Genomic DNA, 17779 nt, shown 5'->3' with positions numbered 1-17779 from the left:
CGTGACCGTCCTTGGAACAGCCACAGAAACGGAGTACGTGCACATGCAGGACCGCTACCGCGTCGTCACCGGGCCGCCGTTGTCCCCGTCGAGCGTCTCGGCCGAGGAACTCGAAGGATTGGCTGATGCGCTCAACGCCCTGACGCACCCGGCCGTAACCGCTCTGAACGACCTCACGGTCAACGCGGTGGAACTCGCCTTCAACTCTCTGTCGCCCAGGGACAGGCAGGATCTTCTCGGCAGCCTGGGCATCCGCATCGCGGCCCCTCGACGGGCGAGCAAGGCCCTCTGCGCGGACGTGTTGGGGAGGCTGCAACGCGAGGCACGGCAGCACACCTGCACCTGCGGGGTCAAAGGACTCACCCACATCGTGATGAACCAGGTCGGCCGGTTCGTGTTCGCTCAGGACGGCGAAGCCGTGTCCGACCCGGTTTCCCGGTGGGGCGAGCCGTTGGTCCGGGCCACGGTCTTCGCGTGGAGCAACGCCTCCGTCGGCGACGCCCACGTCCTTGCCTGGGCAGCAGACCAGGACTGGTTCGCCGGAGCCGCCGATGATGACGAGGCGGCGCGATTCGCTGCTGTCGGTGACGTGGCTCGGTCGATCGTGGCGGCGTACCCCGGCTTCGAGCCCGGCGTGTCGGAGGAGCGAGAGACGCCGCCCGATCCCGTCTCGGACGACGAGTCCGGAAAAGCGGCAGAGGGCACCCAGGCAGACGGGTTGGCGGAGCTCGACGTGGTCTGCCGAGAGCTGGAGTCGGCCCTCGTCCGCGCCCGTGAGACCTCGGAGAAGGTGACAGCCCTGGTCGCCGACGGATGCCCTCCGCAGGACGAGGACCTGGCGCCGCTGACCGTGCTCGGCGACACGTTCGACCGAGCCGAGGCGGTGTTCCGCGCGGCCGGGATCGTGGGGGTGCCGCGCCGTCTCGAGGACATGACACGCGCCGCGAGCGCGTACCGGGTGACGCACGAACATGACGTCCGGGCACGTGAGAACCTGCGGGAACTGCTGGATGTCGTATGCCGACCGGACAGCCCCGCCGCCGCAGCCACCGAGGCCGTGCGAGACGTGACCCGCCGCCTGTTGGACGCACCGGTGTGGGAGCAGAGGCAACGGGACGAGAGCGCCGCCCTCGTGGCCCTGACCCGGCTCATTCGGCTGGGGCGGCAGGCGGACGCCGCGGCGGAGATCCTGGTGTTGCAGGAACAGGTCGCGCGGGTGCTGCCCGCGTGTGCGATGGCGGCCGTCATGGCCCCTGAACTGGAGCTTGCTCAACCGGAGGCAGGTGCCACGGAGCCTGACGCAGCCCAGAACGCGGCGGACGTGACAGTCGCCGCCCTCACCCAGGAGCCTGCGCCCGCTCCCGAACCGGAAGCCCCCGCGGCGGCGCCGGCGGTTGCCGGTCCTCCTGGCGCCGATGACGCACCGGCTCCGACACCCGCTGTCGGCTCCCCGGCGCCGCCCCCACCTTCGGCCGCCGAAGTCACGCCCGAACCCGTGCAGGTCCCCACTCCGGAAACGGCCCCCACCGCGGCCACTTCCGCGAACGACGACAAGGCAGGAGAGGACGAGGCCACTGTCGAGGACGTCACCGAGCGGGCGCTGGTGCGGCTGGTCGTCGAGCGGCGCTTCGGACTCGCCCATCATGTGGCGCGTGCCGGCGACCACCCCGAACCACAAGTGGCGGCGCTCCGCCTGGCCGGTGCCGCCGCGTTACTGACCTCCGGCGACAGCCAGGGCGCCCGATTGACCACGGACCTGCTGCAGAGCTACGACGGATACGCGGGCCGCGACACGGAGTGCGGCGAGCTCCTGCTGCTGCCCGCCCTGCTGCGTACCGCTCTGATCACCGGCGATCATCTTGCGGGCGCTCAGCTCAAGGCGCTCGTGCCCAGACTCCCGGACCGTCTCGGCGAGATGGCGACCGCCGTGGCCGACCGTGCGCTCAGCGGTGCACTGTTCGCCTCACCGCTGGTCGTCATCGCCGACGACGCCGAGCGGGATGCGAGGCTGCGGGAGTTGCGTGAGCATTGCAACGCCCTGCTCACGCCACAGAGGCTGCGGTTCGCGCGGGCAACGGAGATCGCCAAGCGATGGCTGAACCCGGATGACGGGATGCTCGGATCGTTGCTCATGACTGTGGTCCACGACCGCCGTGACGCGATCCGGCACGTGCGGGAGCAGACCGAACGCCTGTCGAAACTGGCCGAGGTCAACAACGAGATCGACCGCATGGACCGCAAGCACCGCTCACCCAGCGGCAAACCTCTTCAGGGCGCCGGGCGACAGGACCTGGTGCATCTCGTGGAGCGCGCCGTCGGCCTGGCCAAGGAGTGGTGTCTGGTGGTCGACGGCACCCGCCGCGGCGACCGGTCCGACCGCAACCGGGCGGTCCAGGAGATCTCCTCGCTGCGCCAGTCCCTGTTGGACGCCAGGGAGGCCGTACTCGGTGAACTCGAACGGCTGGCCCGGCGCTCGGGTGCCCTCGCCGCCGCTACGGCATGGGCGGCACGCGCCTCTATGGAGGAGCTGTTCGCCCTGCTGACCGGGGACACCGCGACCATGCGCACGGGCGGTTCGCTCGCCCCTGAGCGTGTGCTGGACGTGGAGCTGCTGAAGGTGTGCGACACCTTGGAGGAGCGGCCGTCGCCCGACCAGCTGCTCACGGCGGTCGACCGAAGCTGGCAGGACGCCCTCACCGAGCGGCTGGACCACGATGCCTTCGCCGCGGCCCGCACCATCGTCGAGCTGGCTGGACGTGGCATGCTGCCCGCCGCGCAGGCCAAGGAGTTCACGCCGCCCCAGCTCGCCGAGATCGAGGAGCGGGAGGCCGTACGGCGCACAGAACTGCGGAAGGCGCACGACGAACTCGTAGCCGAACTGCACCGCGCGCAGGCCGACGGCGCCGTGACCGACGACCAGGATCTGCGTCTGCAGGAGCTGCTGGCCGACGCCCGCGAGCGACTCGACGGCGCGGACACGCACGACCTGGTCGCCGTCCGGCGTGGACTCGACACCGTACGGAGCAGCTTGCCGGACTTCCGGCGGGAGGCGGCCGATCGGATCCGGGCCAGGCTCGACGTCCTGGACTCAACCCCGGACCAGCGGGCCCAGGTGCTGCGGCGCCTGGAGACCAATGACCTGGCCACCGCCGCCGACCTCGTCTACTTCCTGGAGATCGGCGAAGACGTCCCGGAGATCGAGAACGGTGAGTCGTATCTGGCCGAGTTCTTCCCGGCCGTGCCCGACGGCCTGCGCGGGGGCATCGACCGCGGCCTCGTCGACCTCGTACGGTCCTGTGGCACACACCCGGCCATCCCCGTTCTGGACTACAGCGCCCTGTCCACCGACGAGGCCGCGCTGGCGGCCGATGCCCTCGACGAGTGGCGGCTGATGGGCACCACCGAGCCGAAAGACCGGCTCCACGTCGCCTACACGCGGAGGGTGCCGCCGCTCCTCAAGCTCCTCGGCTACGACGCCAAGAGCGCCAGGCCGCTCGACGAGCGGTCCCAGCACCGGCGCGAGTACCGGCTCTTCGAAGCGACCGAAGTGGCGATCAACGGCAGGGCGAAGGCACCGGCGTTCGGCTCGCAGATCAGGGAGCAGGGCGGCAACCTCCGGGTGATGCTGGTGTGGGGTCGGCCGCCCGCCAAGGTCGTGATGAGCTGGGCGGAGCGCGACACCAGCGGAACGGGTCTCCTCGTCGTCTACTTCGGCACGCTCAGCCGCGAGGCCCGCGTCGAACTGGCCGTCGGCTCGGGACGGTTGTCGCAGCCGCTGCTGGTGGTGGACGACGCCGCCCTCGCCTATCTCGCGGCCCACGGCAACCGACAGGTCAGCACCGCCACGCAGATCCTGTTGCCGTTCTCCGGTGTCAACCCGTACATCAGGGAGAAGCGCGGCCGGATCGGTAGCGAGATGTTCTACGGCCGTGACGCCGAACGCAAGAGCATCCTCGACCCGCGGGGCACCCAGGTCATCTTCGGCGGCCGGGGCCTCGGCAAGTCGGCTCTGCTCGCGGACGCCGGGGACAGGTTCATGGAGCAGCGCCCCGGCTACTACCAGACGGTGTACGTGAACCTCGACCAGGAGAACATCGGAAAGGGCAGCTCGCTCGGGCCGGAGGCCCTGTGGAGCGTGCTGGACAGGAAGCTGACCGAGGCGCAGGTGCTGAACCGTCCCCAGGGGCGCAGGCCCGCCAAGGACATCTCCGAACGGGTGCGTGCGGGCATCCAGGCCTGGACCGAAGGAGACTCGCGTCGCCGTCTGCTGATCCTGCTCGACGAGTGCGACCAGTTCTTCGAGGCGGATGCCCCTCGTTTCAACCAGACCAAGAAGCTCAAGGGTCTCGGGGACGACACCAAGGACCGCGCCAAGGTCGTCTTCGCCGGCCTGCACTCCGTGCAGCGGTTCTCCAAGCTCGCGAGCAACGGGCCGTTCGGCCATCTCGCGCAGACGCCCAAGGTGATCGGCCCGCTCGCCCCCCAGTTCGCCGCCGAGCTGCTGGTCGAGCCGATGCGGGCGCTCGGCTTCGAGTTCCTGGACCTGGACCTCGTCAACCGGGTGCTCGGCTACTGCTCCTACCAGCCTTTCCTGCTCCAGATGTTCGGACACCGGCTGGTCGAGGTGATGCACCGCAAGCGGGCGCGGCGCGGACCCGAGGGACCCAAAGAACCCCCGTACGCGGTGGAGCTCGCCGACATCGAGGTCGTGGAGTCGGACACCGGCCTCAGGGACAGCATCTCGGCGGCCTTCAAGGACACACTGAGCCTCGACCACCGTTACGACGTGATCGCCAACGTGCTGGCCTATCACGCCCGCCACCGTGGCCTGGAAGTGCGGCTGAGCGACACCGAACTGCGCGAGGAGTGCGAGACGTATTGGCGCAAGGGCTTCGAACAGCTCGACACCGAGGGCTTCCGCGCCTACCTCTCCGAGATGGTCGGCCTCGGCATCCTAGCCCCGAACCACGACGGTCTGGGCTGGCACCTGCGCGGTCCCAGCGCCCTGCGCATGATCGGCGGCTCCCACGAGGTGGAAGCCCGTCTGCTCAGGGCCGAGCAGGACTGCGAGCTCCAGGAGAGCATCGTGCAGGAGGGCCGTCCCGAACTGCCCGACGGCCGCCCGGCTCCGCTCACGATCACCCAGCTCGACGACCTGCTCGGCGAGCGGACCAACCAGACGAGGGTCGTCCTCGGCACCGCCGCGACCGGCGTCACCGACGTCGGCGACACCCTGCGCAGGGTCGCCGGACGCATCGCCGACTGGAAGCTGCCGCCCGTCGGCAACGCACGTGTCTACCGGCAGGAACTCACCGGCGGAGTGCCGCGTGAACGGCGGGTCGTCATCAGCGACTTCGCCAACTACCCGGCACGCCCGGAAGCCTGCCGGGAGGCCGTCGACCAGGCCGAGACGCAGCTGCCCGGCACGCCGGGCGTCACCCGCGCGGTCGTCCTCGTCACCGACCCCACCCAACTGGCTCTGTGGCAGCCCCTGTTGACAGGGACTGAACCCACCAAGGCCGCCCCCGTCGTGCTGCGCCGACACGACCGACGCAGCCTGCGCGGCTGGGCCCAGCGCGTCGAGATGTTCCACACGGAGGACCGCCTGGATCGCCTCCACGAACTGACCGGCGGCTGGCCCCTCCTGGTCGATCGGGCTCATCGTCTGCACGGCGAGCTGGGCGACCCCGACGAGGTGTTGCGCCGTTTGGCCGGCCTGCGCACGGACCGGGCTGAGGCACGCTCCTTCGCCGAGGCGACCGGCCTGTACACGGATCCGATGCTCGCGACGGGCTACCAGGCACTCGCAGCCGAGTTCAAGGAGGACCTGTTCGACCTGGAGAGCGCGGTGACCGCTGTGGCCATGACCGCGGCCCGGATCGAGGACGAGGACGAGGCCCGCTGGATCGTCACCTGCCTCGACGCACTTCAGGTCTTCGACCGCGAGCACGGCCAGCTGCGGCTGGAGCCGTTGCTGCGGGAATGTGTGGCGCTCCACGCATGACACCGGTTTGACATCGCGTGACGCGGTACCGGCTGCCCAGGCGGCCGGTACTGGTGTGGCTTCGCTGACGAGGGGGGGCTTCGTCGGGTACCTGCGAGGGGGCGCGGGCTGCGCACGGGGGGACGTGGCTCATCCGCGCGGTCTTCAGGGGCGGTTGCCGCTGCCGAACAGCTGTCCCGCCCGCGTACCACTCCAGGCACAGCATGCGATGCTTGCCGACTCGCGTCATCGAGGGAGTGACCCGCTGCCACTAGGAGTCCAGGGCCTGGTCGAGCGCCATGCGGAGCAGGCCCGCGGCGGCACGGGCGCGAAGGCCGGGGGAGGGTGGTCACGGTGCCGGTGGTGATCAGAAGGAGGCGGGCGGCGGCGGTCACCAGGGCCTCAGGGGACGGGCGCATCGGGCGCCCCCGGTGCTCTGGGTCCCAGAACTGCTCCGGATCGCCGCCACGAGCGCCTTGGTCCGGCCGACGAGATCCTTACGGTCGTCGACGGTCGGCAGAGGCGGGTGGGCACCCGAGTTGAGGGCCTCGATCCGTGCTCAGCCACCCGGACAGATCCGCTCGACGGCTGCACGGGCAGGCCGGGCGCCGCCTGCGAAGGATTCCGCGCCGAGCGGCGGATCTGTTGCGCTGAGGGGGAAGCGCACGTGATCGAGGAGGCCCTGCACGGCGACCTGCGCGCAGTGACGGTCAGCAGGTCAGGTCGCCGGTGCGGCCCGGTTCGTTCTTGTCGGTGGAGAGCAGGATCTGCTTGATCTTGCCGGTGTAGGCGCCCACGGCACCGTCGGAGGTCGCGCCGTCGGAGTAGTAGAGGGCGCTGGCCCACGGTTCGGCGTCCTTCTCGACCTCGGCCGCGACGTCCTTGAGCCGGTCCGACCTGAAGTTGATGTTCAGGCACCCGCCTTCCAGGTAGGACCAGTCGGCGTTGGTGCCCTCGGTCTCCTCGTCCGGCGTGGCATCCGAGGGGAGGAGGGTGAGCACGGCGTCCCGTGCCCGAGCTTCGCCGACCGGAGAGGCGAAGACGATGTCCACGCTGATGAGGTGCTTTTTGAGGCTCTTGGCCGGTGGGACCGTGGCGCATACGACCGCGTCCTCGGCAAGCCGGTAGGCGACCGGGTCGCCAAGCGGCTGTCCTGTCTGGCGTGCGCAGGCCTTGGACCAGGAGACACGCGGATAACGCGCGTCCCACCACGACAGTGGGGAGGCCAGCCCCCGGCCACCGTGGGCATCCTGGGCTGCCCCGCTCAGGGTCTGCTTCGGCAGCGCGGCCTCCTTGTAGGGGGAGACATGCGGGCAGAACTCGGTCCGGAGGAAGTCCGCCATCGCGGCAGCCTGCCCCTCGGAGGCTCCGGCGCTCATGTCCGACGCCTGAATGCCTTCCCAAGTACGGTGCCCCACCGCAACGTTGCGGCAGGTCTCGACCTGCGTGGTCGCCAGCCGTCGCCGGGACTCCAGGTCCGTCGCCACGTCCTCGCCGAGACCGTAACCGTTGGCGTCGCCGACCTCGCCGAGCTGGTTCACCAGGTCGTCACCGACACCGGCGGCGCGCAGGAAGTCGACGACCGACGTGTCGTCGTCGTCCTCCTCCGCAGCAGCCCCCGCAGCCTCGGCGGATTCAGCATCGTCCGCCGCAGACGGCTGCGCGCTGGCCGCCGTGGCGGTCGACGAGGGGGCCGCTGCAGCGGAGTCGTCATCGCTTCCGCAGCCGACGAGCGTGAGCGCCGAGAGGATCAGTAGTGAGGTGGTGACGGCGCAACGAGCAGGACGCACTGGCTGGACTCCGCGAGAGTGGTACGTGGTAGGGGGATCGGGTACGGCAGGCAGAAGTGCCGGCGGCCTGCGTCAGGCTTCACCGAGGCGCTGAACAGCCGCCTTGATTGCGCCGAGTTCGTTCATGAGCCGGTCGACGGCGGCATCAAGGAGCAGCACGGGGTCGTGATCGGACCAGAAGCGGACGAGCTCGGTGAGTTCATCGTCCCAGTACGTGTCCGGATCGTTCATCGGGAGGTGCAGATCCCGGGCCAGTTCCACGAACCCCGGGCCGGGCACGCGGGAGTCCTGCGACACGACCAGGGCGGACAGCATGGGTCGGCCGTGCTCCACCTCGTACCTGCTGACGCGCCCCAGCGCGGGGAAGAGAGTGCGGAAAGGCGGCCGGCTCATTCCGGTGTTGAAACCCTCGGGGTCGATCAGCAGCCCCAGTTCCTTGTACGTCAGACACGCCTCGCGCGGCTTTGCCGCATCGGCCTCACGCGCGCGGGCGCTGAGGACGCGGTGGATGTCGCGTTCGGTCGGTGTCAGGGTGATCACGACTAACTCCCGGAGTGCAACGGCCCGTCGGGCGTGCGTTCGTAAACGATGGCCCGTGGGCTGCGGCAAATGTACGGCAACGGGCATTCGTGCGGAAGTAGCTCTATTTCATGGGGCGTTCGCTGGTCAGTGTGCATGTGACGGGCGCCGGTCAATGCGGGAAATCGAGAGCCTCCTGACCGGGCCCAGGGGTGCGCCGAGACCGCCGGTCAACCAAGGCGAAGGGGGTACGTGAAGCCTGCTCAAAGGTGCACCACTGACTGGATGGGCACGACGGCACCTGCGCGGGGGCGCCGTCCACGGGCCGTCCTGGGAGCCGCTCCCGGCCGCATGAAGCGTGGTGGGTGCCACCATCCGGAAGTCGAACTGCGCGCTGGCGCCGTCGAGTTGCATGTGGGTGCCCGGCTGCCCGAAGCGCTCGCCGACCCGCTGCGGCGTCGGCGCCGGTAGCTTGTCGGTATGTCAGAGCGTGTCACGCCCGGTCGCGCGGACGGCCTGATCCCCCTGGGTGCCGCGGACGCTCTGTGGGTCGATCTGACGGCTGGCAGCCGCATCTGCAACATCGTCTGGAACGGGTGACGGCGCTGCGGCGGACGTCACTGCTCGTGTCCGCCGCTCAGTGCGACGATGGTCCGCAGACCGATGCGACCCGCTCGGTGAGCCACGCGGCCGCTCGTCGAGGGGGCGTGTGGGTGTCGACGCCGATGACGTGAACGGTGCCGAGCCTGCCCTGCGAGCCGTCGATCCGCAGGACACGATGGGCATGGCCGCCCGGCTGGGGATGGACGATCACCGCGGTGGGAGCGTCTGCGGGGGCGTAGCCGGCGCTGTAGGTGAGGAGTTGATGGATGTCGGCGGCGCTGACGCCGTGGCGGTCGTAGCGCTTGTACTTGGCGTCCACGGGCAGCAGTGCGCGGTGAGGCCGGTCAGGCGTCGCGAGGCTCAGGAGCAGGTCGGGGCGGAAGGTCGAGGTGTTGCCGAGGTCCCCGCGGACGGTGATGCCCGTCTCGCCGCTGCTGGGGACGGCGTGTCCGCCGCACGGGGCGGCGGCCTCGGCGCCGAGGCGTCGTACTACGGCTTCCCAGAGCGCGGGCATGGGCAGCAGGAGGCCGTCCGCCGTGCTGCCCAGGTCGGTGAGCAGTTCGGTGACGCCTCCACCGCGCAGCAGCAGGCGTGCCCAGGTGTGCGCGGGACGGTAGCGGGCGTTCAGGCGCGTGTACCTGATGCGGTCCAGGGCGCGCAGTGCCGCGTCCGGGGTGGCGGCCCGCGGAAACGCGCCGGCGATCCCGTGCAGGTCGCGAGCCAGCCCAGAGCCGACCGTCAGCTTGAGCGCGACACTCAGGGCGGTCCCCAGGACGCGGTTGTCCCAGATGTCGGTCTCACGGTCGAAGGTGCGTATGTGCAGCTGGTCCAGTTGTCCGTACCGACGCGTGACCTGGGCGGCGAAGTCCAGTCGCCCCCGCAGCACCGGTTCCACGCTCTGGTGACGGACGTAGTCGCGGCGCAGCCCCTCGCGCACCAGCTGCTCGCACTGCTCCAGGAGGGCCGCTGCCACGAGGTCGGCGTAGCCTTCCGGGCCGGTGGCCCAGCGTCGTGACGTCGTCCGGACGGGAGTGGGCGCGTCCAGGGCGTAGGCGAGCCAGCCCATGAGCCGGTCGCCCGGGATGGCGAACTTGGGCTCGATCACGATGCGGACGCGGTCGAGGATCAGGACGCCGACGCTCGAGTCCGCCCGCAGCCGCCATCCGGAGCGGTCGGGGCGCAGGGTGAGGTGACCCCCTGCCTGAAGGGCGTGCAGGCGATCGACGTCCCGGGACGTGAGCTGTGCGATGTCCAGCGGAACGGACTCGTACTCGCCGAGGTGGACCTCAGTGCGCTCAGGCATCAGGACTCGGCTGACCGCCGCTGAACTCGGCGGCCAGGGCCGTGGCGAGGTCCTGAGGAGACATGAGCGCCGTGCGACCAGTGTCCGCGTCGACCAGGCTGCCGAGGATGCGGTGGAGCAGGTCGGCGCGGGCGAGGCAATAGTCCTCCAACAGCGGGATCACCTCGTGGTGGAAGGCCGCGGCGAGGTCGTCCTCCGTGGCGATCGGCGCGCCGTCACGCAGCAGGTAGGCGTGTCCTATCTGGTGGTCGGCGTCGAGGTGGCGGGTGATGCGGGTGTTGAGGGACTCGAAGAACTCCGCCAGGTCCAGCGGGCCGACCGTGCCGGATACGGCGTCCGGGTCAGGCCCGACGGAAACGAAGGCGAAGCGGCGGCGTACGGCCGCGTCGAGGTGGCTGATGCTCCGGTCGGCGGTGTTCATCGTGCCGATGATCCGGATGTTCGGCGGCACGGAGAAGCGCCGACCGCTGACGGACAGGGTGAGGGGCAGGCCGCGCTTGTCGAGTTCGAGAAGCGTGATCAACTCACCGAAGATCCGGGGCAGGTCACCGCGGTTGATCTCGTCGATGATCAGGAGGTACGTCTGCTCGGGATGTGCCGAGGCCCGGTCACATAGGGTATGGAAAGCCCCGTCGGTGAGGGCGAGTGTGAGCCCGGGGCCGGTGGCGCTCAGATCCGGTTTGAAGCCCTCGACGAAGTCCTCGTAGCCGTAGGAGGGATGGAAGGTCACGAGATGGACCTGCTCGCCGCCCAGCATCTCGGCCTGGGCCGCGGAACGTCGGGCCGGGTCGGTGTTGATCGCGTCCGCGCGGCCGGCCATGAAGAGGGCGGCACTGAGCGCGAGCCGGGTTTTGCCGGTGCCGGGAGGTCCATGGAGGATCACCTGCCCCTTCCGTTCCAGCGCGTCCAGTACGGCCCGCACGTCCTCGGGCGCCAGATCGGTGGACGACGGCGCCGCTTGCGCGGGAGAGCCGGCTGCCCGATGTGCGGTGAGCTTGGAGAAGAGCGTCGGGTCGACCTTGGCGAACGTGGACCGCCAGCCGTGCTGGGGTCCTGACAGTTTCTGCGCGTGGGAGACGTCCCAGTCGACCGGGACCACATGCCGGAACTCCGGCCGTTCGGGATCGAACCGATATCCCCCGGTGACGGTACCCGTGGCGAGCACCTCGTCCATCCCACGGTTGGCCACCACCCGGTCTCCGGCCTCCAGGTCCCGGAAGGCGAGGAGTCTGCGCGCGGTGGTGAGACTACGACCGCTGCCACGAGGCCAGTTGGCGTCGAGGGCTTCCTTCAGCTCGATGTCGGTCTGATACTCACCCAGATCGCGAAGCTCGTCCCACCCCACGCAGATGAAACCGCCGTCACGGCACTCCTCCCACAGGCGTCCACGCTCACCGGGGGCGATCTTCCAGATCGTGCGCGTCTGGGGACGAGGGTCGAAGTCCTGGTAGAGGAAGGTCATCACCTCGTACCCGGACCAGCCCGCGAACTCCGGCCGCGACCGCACGAGTTCGAGGAGCTGCCGGTTACTGCGCCAGGTCGGTGAGTCGGCGCCCGACGTGCCGCCCAGCAGGGCGAGGAACTTCCGCAGGTGCCCCGCGGAGTAGACCGGGAGGAAGTGCTCGGGGTAGTAGGTGGCGAGAGTTTTGGTCACCAGCGCGGGCCCGAACCGAAGGATCTCGAGTTCGTCCACGGCCGCGAAGTCGCTCACGGGCACGGCGGTCAACGCCCGGAGAAACTCGGCCCGAAGACGTTCCCACGCAGCCTGGGGCTCCATCCCGCGCAGAGGCGCCGCCAGCCGCCACTCACCGGAGTTGTGGCGGTACATGATGTGTTTCGCGGCGCTGCCGCCCTTGATGCTGCCCAGGGACTGGGTACCGAACTCCATGAGCCGGCAGTACGTCATCCCCGGCCCGAACTGCTCCAGGCCCAATGCGTACCGCTCCAGGGGCAGCCTGGGCCACTCCTCCAGGGGGAACTGGGCCAGCACCTGCTTGCGCTCCTGTTCCGCGGCGGCTTCGTCCTTGGCGGCAGCACTCCGGTCGAACCGGGCCGCTGCTTCCCATATCCCCACACCCTCGGTCATGGGGGTCATGATGCCGGAACGGCCGTGGCCCCAGGGGGTGTAGCGCGTATCGGGTCTGCGTGACCGCGTCCGCTGTACCGGTGGCAGAAGTCCTGCCGCCCCGTGCCATGCTGTGGCGTTCTTTCAAGGGGAGGGTGACATGACCGAGAAGCCGCTGACGCACAAGCAGGCACTCGCCGCCGTGATCCAGGCGCTGGGCGGCAGCTGGGACACGGAGCGTGCCGTACTGGCCCTAAGGGTCGCCGGATACCGGCCGGCGGACGAAGAAGCCGCGGGCAAGGAAGCGCGCCGCAACCTGCGCGAGCTCGCCGACGACGGTCTGATCGTGAGGCCGGAGCCGGGCCAGGCGGTCTACCGGCTGGCGTAAACGTCATCCCGGCGGCGAGTGGACGCGCAACCGTCAAGGAGTGACGGGCTCCTGGAAGCCGTTTGCTTCGATGTGGGCGATGGCTGACGGGTGCGTGGTCAGCCACTCGCCGCACACGCGCCAGTGATGGACGCTGCCGTCGCGGAACTCCGTGCGCACTTCCGCCACGAGCTTCCTGTCGCACTCGCCGCTCGTGGCCATGGAACAGATGACCTTGTCATGCTGCTCGAACGCCGGAATGTACGGGTGGATCGAGAGGATCGGAGAGCGCATCTGCCGCGCTGCTGCATGAGCCATGGCGCGGAGAGTAACAACGCGGCTTCTCCGACACCTTACGTTCCGTGAGACACCCGGTCGGCGGTCACGACTCGTCCTCGTCTCCCAGTTCGTTGACGAGGGGTACGAGGAGCGGGTGGACGGAGAAGCTGGACGCGCGGCCGCCGGGGTCCGCGTCGTATTCGGCCTTCAGGACGTGGACGGGAACTTGTCAGCGGGACCGGTGGCTCACCTCGGCCCAAACGGTCTTGCCGCCCGGCGGATGCGGTTCGGTGCCCCAGTGGTCGGCCAGCGCGTCGACCATGAGCAGACCGCGGCCCGACTCGCTGTCGGCGGCAGAGTCGGTTGGTGCGACGGGGAGTTGCCCGCCCTTGGCGTCGGTGACTGCGATGCGGAGAACGCCGGTCGCTGTGTCGAGGGTGAGGGCGAGCCGGAAGTCGCGGCCCTGGACGTGGCCGTGCAGGGCTGCGTTGGCGGCCAGTTCGGCGACGATCTGCTCGGCTCGCTCGGTCACGTCGGGTGGCAGGCCCCAGTCGCGGAACTGAGTGGTGGCGAGGAGGCGGGCGAGGCGGGCGCCTCGGCGGGTGGAGGACAGGAGCTGGGCGAACGTGGCCACGGAGCTGGGGGCTTGGGGAAGGGGTGCGTTCATGGGGCCACCGTGGCGGGCGCGTGGGGGCTCGTTCCAGAAGTGACGCCCGTACGGTGCGTCAGCGTACGGACACATTCTGTGGACGGTACGCGAGGTCTTCCGTCACGCTGGGTGCTGTCTGGCGTGGGGCGATGAGTAGCGCGTGGTGCCTGTACGGAACGGGAGGTGGCCGCGTATGACGGGCGGCATCGACATCATGGCCGACGGTGGCGACGGCGAGTCGGCCGGCGGCGAGCAGGATCGTGAGCCCGACCCCTCGGACAGTCTGCGGACCTGGGGTGCCGTCCAGCAGGCGCTGCGCGAGCACGCGGGGTACAGCAGGGCCGAGTTTGCGGACCTGGTGCGCTTCTCCAAGCACACCGTGGAGTCGGTGGAGCTAGGACGAAGGATGCCCGACGAGTCGTACGTGGTGCGGTCGGAGGAACTCCTCGGGAACACAGGGGCTTTGCGGAAGTCGTCGAAGTACGTGACTCGGGGGCGGGGGGATGTGGGGCTGGCGGCCTGGTTCCGGCAGTGGGCTCGGCTGGAGCGGGTGGCGGTGAGTCTGTGTACGTATGAGTGCAGGCTGGTGCCGGGGTTGTTGCAGTCGGAGGGGTATGCGCGGGCCCTGTTCGAGAACCGGCTCCCGCTGCTAACCGAGGAGCAGACGGAGGCCCAGATCGAGGCGCGGCTGGAGCGGCAGCAGATGTTGCACGAGCGGCCGACGGTCCCGTTTCACTTCATCGTGGAGGAGTCCGTCTTCCGGCGCAGGTTGGGGGGGCGTGAGGTGTTGCGGGGACAGTTGGACCTCGTGTTGGAGCTGACGGCACCCCACAACGTGATGCTCCAGGTCATGCCGACCGAGGCCGAGTTCCATGCCTGCATGGACGGTCCGGTGCAGCTGTTGGAGACGCCCGAGGGGCGGCGGCTGGCGTACTCCGAAGGGCAGGAGAACGGCCGGCTGATCTCCGACCGCAAAGAGGTGCGCGTCCTCCAGCAGCGCTATGACACACTGCGCTCGCAGGCCCTCAACCCCAAGGACTCGCGAGGTCTGCTGGAGCGACTTCGAGGAGAGCTATGAGCAAGACGGAACTCGTCTGGTTCAAGTCCAGCTACAGCGGCAGCTCGGGTGACAGCTGCATCGAGATCGCCGTCACCGAACAGGCCATCTGCGTACGGGACTCCAAGGACGTGACGCGCCCGCACTTCGCCGTCGGGCGCGCGGAGTGGGCGCGCTTTGTGGGGTTCGTGGCGGGGGCCTGAGCCGAGCGGTGTGCGCGGTGGCGCTCAGAAGATCTTGCAGAGCGTCATCGCGCGCATGTCTACGTCGCCCGGCGACCCGAGGACGGAGTTGCGGCCCACGTAGATGGTGTCCCACTGAGAGGTTCCTACCGGGCATGTGCCGGAGCTGATGAGCAGGCCGCCAGAGAGGTCGGGGCCCGTCGAACCGGCGTCCGGTATGCCGAGGGCGGCTGGTTCAGCGGAGGCGCCGGGCTCTCCCTGGTCACCCTTGGGGCCGCGCTCACCTTGTAGCCCCTGCTCACCCTGAGGCCCTTGCGGTCCCCGTGTGCCTTCCGGTCCCGCCGGGCCCCGCGCGCCGGTCTGGCCGGTCGTGACGAAATAGGCGCCGGCGACCGCTCCCACCGCGCCGGACAGGGTGACGACGGCTGCGGTAGCGGCTATGCCGATCGCGAGGCGACGACGGTTCGTTCTCATGTTCTCTCCTTCGGGTACTCGGCGGTGTCGGCGGCAGCATTGAATGCCGCGAACGCTCGGGCCTGTTCCGCCTTCCGGAGCTGGCCCAGTTCGATGGGGCGCAGACCGTGTGGCCGTCCGAGGCGTTTGAGGATGGCGTCGAAGTACGGCACAGGCGTGTGCTCCGAGGCGACCACGAGGGAGGAGAGCAACACCCCGTAGGTGGGCGGGCTGTCGACCGCTACGAGGATCGCTTCCCTGGCTCGGTCGGTGAGGTCCGTCGGCTTGAGCCCGGCAGCAGCAGCGAGCGTGTGCCAGCCCACACAAACCTGGCGGCGGGCGGCGTCGATCAGTGCCCGCCGAACGGCCACGACCACGGCTGCCTTGGTGGTTCCGAGCTTGCCCCAGAGCACGCGGTTCTCCTCGGCGGGAGCGATTCGGGCCACGGGCACGGCTTGTGAGCCCCGCGCGTAGGCCCTGTCCACGGCGGCCCGCCATGCTGCCTCTACGGTCGGGGTGGCAGCGTCGGGCTTCCAGCCCAACTCCGTCAGCACGTCGCCGAAGAACGGGGCCGGCCCTGGAGTCTGCCCGTCCGCCTTCACCAGGGCCGACAACAACCGACGCCCGGGAACGTAGGACCTGTCTACTGCGGCCAGCAGCCGAACGCAGTCCTCACTGGACATCGTGGACGGCGAGATGTGCTGCTTCTTGAGCAGGGTCGACCACTTGATGATGCCGCGTCCTTTGGCGACGACTTCCAGATGCTCGCGGAGCCGGGCCACGAGCCGCGCCTCGTTCAGCACGTGGGCGTTACCGGCCTTCGCCTCTGACAGTCCGGCCGAGGGCTGTTGCGCTGCGGGGGCCGATGCGGCGAGGGCGTAGGCGGTCCTTCGCTCGCGTTCCCAGATCTCCGCCACCTTCGCCTCGGACAGGTCGGATCGCCAGCCGAGGCCGGCAAGGACGTCGGTGAAGTACGGGGCGGGCGCGGCTGGGGCCAGGGCGGGTTTGACGAGCGCCGAGAGTACGGGCTTGGCGTTCGCTCGGGGGTGGTCCACAGCGATGAGCAGGCGGACGCGTTCCTCCGGAGTGATGTCGCCGGGTGCCGCTCCCGCGTGGCTGACGAGCGTCTCCCAGTTGATGAGGCCGCGGGCACGGGCGACATCACCGAGCCTTGAGCGGAAGACGCGGATCGTCTCGGCCTCATCAAGGGGGAAAGGGTGGGGTGTAGAGGTGGCCGGTTCGCTCGTCGTGGGGGTTGGCGGGGACGGCTCGGGCTGCGGAGATGCCGGGCGCAGGTCCGGCCAACGGGAGTCGGTCTGCTGGGGTAGGGGCGAGGCGCCATCGGCGCGTATGAGCCAGGCGGGCTCGGAGGGGGCCGCTTCGGTGAGAGGCAGCAGGTGGGCTGTGGAGTAGATGACGTGCAGCTGGTGAGGAGGAGGGGCGGGGTGGGCGTGCGGCAGGGTGATCCGGGCCCGGACGACGGCCGAGCCGAGCGGCTGGAGGTCGGCCTCGTAGAGGCGTACGGCGGTGCCGTCCGGGTCGGGGTGTGGTGCTGGGAGCTCGGTCGCTGCGGTGAAGGCGATGGTGCCCGGAGCCAGCGGGAAGGCCACGGGCGTAGGGGCCGCAGGGGCGGGAGCGGGGGTGCTGCTCGCGGGCGGTTCGGCGTCGAGGCGGGGCGTGAGGATCCCCTCGTCCGAGAGACGGCACTCGGTGAGGGCCGACCACGCGAGGCTGTTGTCCGGGTACTGCGTGCCGACGTACACCTCGCGGGTCTCGCCCTCGGTGCGGCAGGAGATGCGGATGGCATGCCCGGCGGCGTCCACCTCGTTGTGCGAGAGCCCACAGTAGGGTCCGTACGCCCAGTGGACGTGGGTGTGCCGGTCGGCGAGGCGTTCGCGAGTCTCCTGCCACTCGCGGAGGGAGAGCCGGGCCAACTGGACCCGGATGAGCCGGGACCGGCCCTGGCCGAACCGGACCTCGACGGCTCCACCGTGGACCGAGCCGGGGTCCAGGTACGTGACCTCGACGTCCTGGTACCCCTGCCGCTGCAGCCAGCGTCGTAGCGCCTGCCCGATGTAGAGATGGTCGGCGCTGGCCTCACCGGTCTCCGTGCGGCGGCAGTGCACGGGCGGCCGGTGCGCGAAGTGGCACTTCTTCTCCGTGTACCGCTTCGGGGTCAACTTCTTGCCGCAGCCGCCCAGCAGGACGCCGCAGTAGAAGTCGTCGCGGGTCCGGCCTCGCATGAACCGGTCGAAGTCGTCATGGTCGTACGGCAGGAACACCGGCCAGTCCGACTCGGCCTCACCGATGACCGCCGTCTGAACCTTGCGGGTGTCTTCCTCGGAGGTGGGCGAGACCATCCTGGCTCCTGGCTTAAAAGCGGGCGGTGGTTGGGTCAGGGAGACGGCGGGGCCCTCCCTGGGGGTGGGGTGAAGGCGGAGGTACAGCCGAACAGTCTGTGCCTGTACGCGACTCCAGGGGCGAGACGCGCCTGCAATTCGCCATCGGGCGTGCGGAGTGGTCGCAGTT

At 69.7% G+C, this 17779-nt stretch carries 12 protein-coding genes; 4 read left to right on the top strand and 8 right to left on the bottom strand.

Going from position 1 to position 17779, the window contains the following annotated elements:
* Positions 1-43: 43 nt before the first annotated feature.
* Complete coding sequence (locus tag AC2XR2_RS12650) at positions 44-6004, top strand: hypothetical protein (protein WP_491515073.1); 5961 nt, start codon at positions 44-46, stop codon at positions 6002-6004.
* 689 nt (positions 6005-6693) lie between these two features.
* Here the strand turns inward: AC2XR2_RS12650 and AC2XR2_RS12645 are convergent.
* The 4 genes from AC2XR2_RS12645 to AC2XR2_RS12630 form a co-directional block, all read right to left on the bottom strand.
* Positions 6694-7773 carry a hypothetical protein gene (locus AC2XR2_RS12645; RefSeq protein WP_491515072.1) on the bottom strand — a complete coding sequence of 360 codons (1080 nt, stop codon included), beginning with the start codon at positions 7771-7773 and terminating at the stop codon, positions 6694-6696.
* Between the two features lie 72 nt (positions 7774-7845).
* A complete protein-coding gene (locus tag AC2XR2_RS12640; protein ID WP_491515071.1) occupies positions 7846-8313 on the bottom strand; it encodes a hypothetical protein in 468 nt (155 codons plus the stop codon).
* Between the two features lie 616 nt (positions 8314-8929).
* Positions 8930-10198 (bottom strand): McrC family protein, encoded by a 1269-nt coding sequence (locus AC2XR2_RS12635; protein WP_491515070.1) that lies wholly within the window; start codon positions 10196-10198, stop codon positions 8930-8932.
* Entirely contained in the window at positions 10191-12284 is a 2094-nt protein-coding gene (locus AC2XR2_RS12630; protein WP_491515069.1) for a DUF8426 domain-containing protein, read from the bottom strand. Before AC2XR2_RS12630 ends, AC2XR2_RS12635 begins: the two co-directional genes overlap by 8 nt.
* Positions 12285-12423: 139 nt before the next feature.
* On the opposite strand from AC2XR2_RS12630, the gene AC2XR2_RS12625 reads away from it, so the two are divergent.
* Positions 12424-12651: a hypothetical protein gene (locus AC2XR2_RS12625; protein WP_330267341.1), complete on the top strand. Its 228-nt coding sequence runs from the start codon at positions 12424-12426 to the stop codon at positions 12649-12651.
* A 33-nt stretch (positions 12652-12684) separates the two neighbouring features.
* Here AC2XR2_RS12625 and AC2XR2_RS12620 read toward each other — a convergent pair whose 3' ends face one another.
* Both AC2XR2_RS12620 and AC2XR2_RS12615 read right to left on the bottom strand, forming a co-directional pair.
* Complete coding sequence (locus AC2XR2_RS12620; protein WP_491515068.1) at positions 12685-12948, bottom strand: hypothetical protein; 264 nt, start codon at positions 12946-12948, stop codon at positions 12685-12687.
* 190 nt (positions 12949-13138) lie between these two features.
* Entirely contained in the window at positions 13139-13576 is a 438-nt protein-coding gene (locus tag AC2XR2_RS12615) for an ATP-binding protein (protein ID WP_491515067.1), read from the bottom strand.
* 175 nt (positions 13577-13751) lie between these two features.
* Between AC2XR2_RS12615 and AC2XR2_RS12610 the strand changes: the two genes are divergently transcribed.
* Positions 13752-14636, top strand: a complete 885-nt coding sequence (locus tag AC2XR2_RS12610) for a helix-turn-helix domain-containing protein (protein WP_491515066.1) — start codon at positions 13752-13754, stop codon at positions 14634-14636.
* Positions 14633-14818 (top strand): DUF397 domain-containing protein, encoded by a 186-nt coding sequence (locus AC2XR2_RS12605; protein ID WP_491515065.1) that lies wholly within the window; start codon positions 14633-14635, stop codon positions 14816-14818. Before AC2XR2_RS12610 ends, AC2XR2_RS12605 begins: the two co-directional genes overlap by 4 nt.
* Before the next feature lie 24 nt (positions 14819-14842).
* Here AC2XR2_RS12605 and AC2XR2_RS12600 read toward each other — a convergent pair whose 3' ends face one another.
* Positions 14843-15271 carry a hypothetical protein gene (locus AC2XR2_RS12600; RefSeq protein ID WP_491515064.1) on the bottom strand — a complete coding sequence of 143 codons (429 nt, stop codon included), beginning with the start codon at positions 15269-15271 and terminating at the stop codon, positions 14843-14845.
* Positions 15268-17610 (bottom strand): competence protein CoiA family protein, encoded by a 2343-nt coding sequence (locus AC2XR2_RS12595; RefSeq protein WP_491515063.1) that lies wholly within the window; start codon positions 17608-17610, stop codon positions 15268-15270. The genes AC2XR2_RS12600 and AC2XR2_RS12595 overlap by 4 nt, the downstream gene beginning before the upstream one ends.
* Positions 17611-17779 lie beyond the last annotated feature (169 nt).

Source organism: Streptomyces sp. LS-MS-L19 (genome assembly GCF_058382285.1).
The sequence above is the reverse complement of the archived record's forward strand: the minus strand, read 5'-3'. Positions and strand labels throughout refer to the sequence as shown.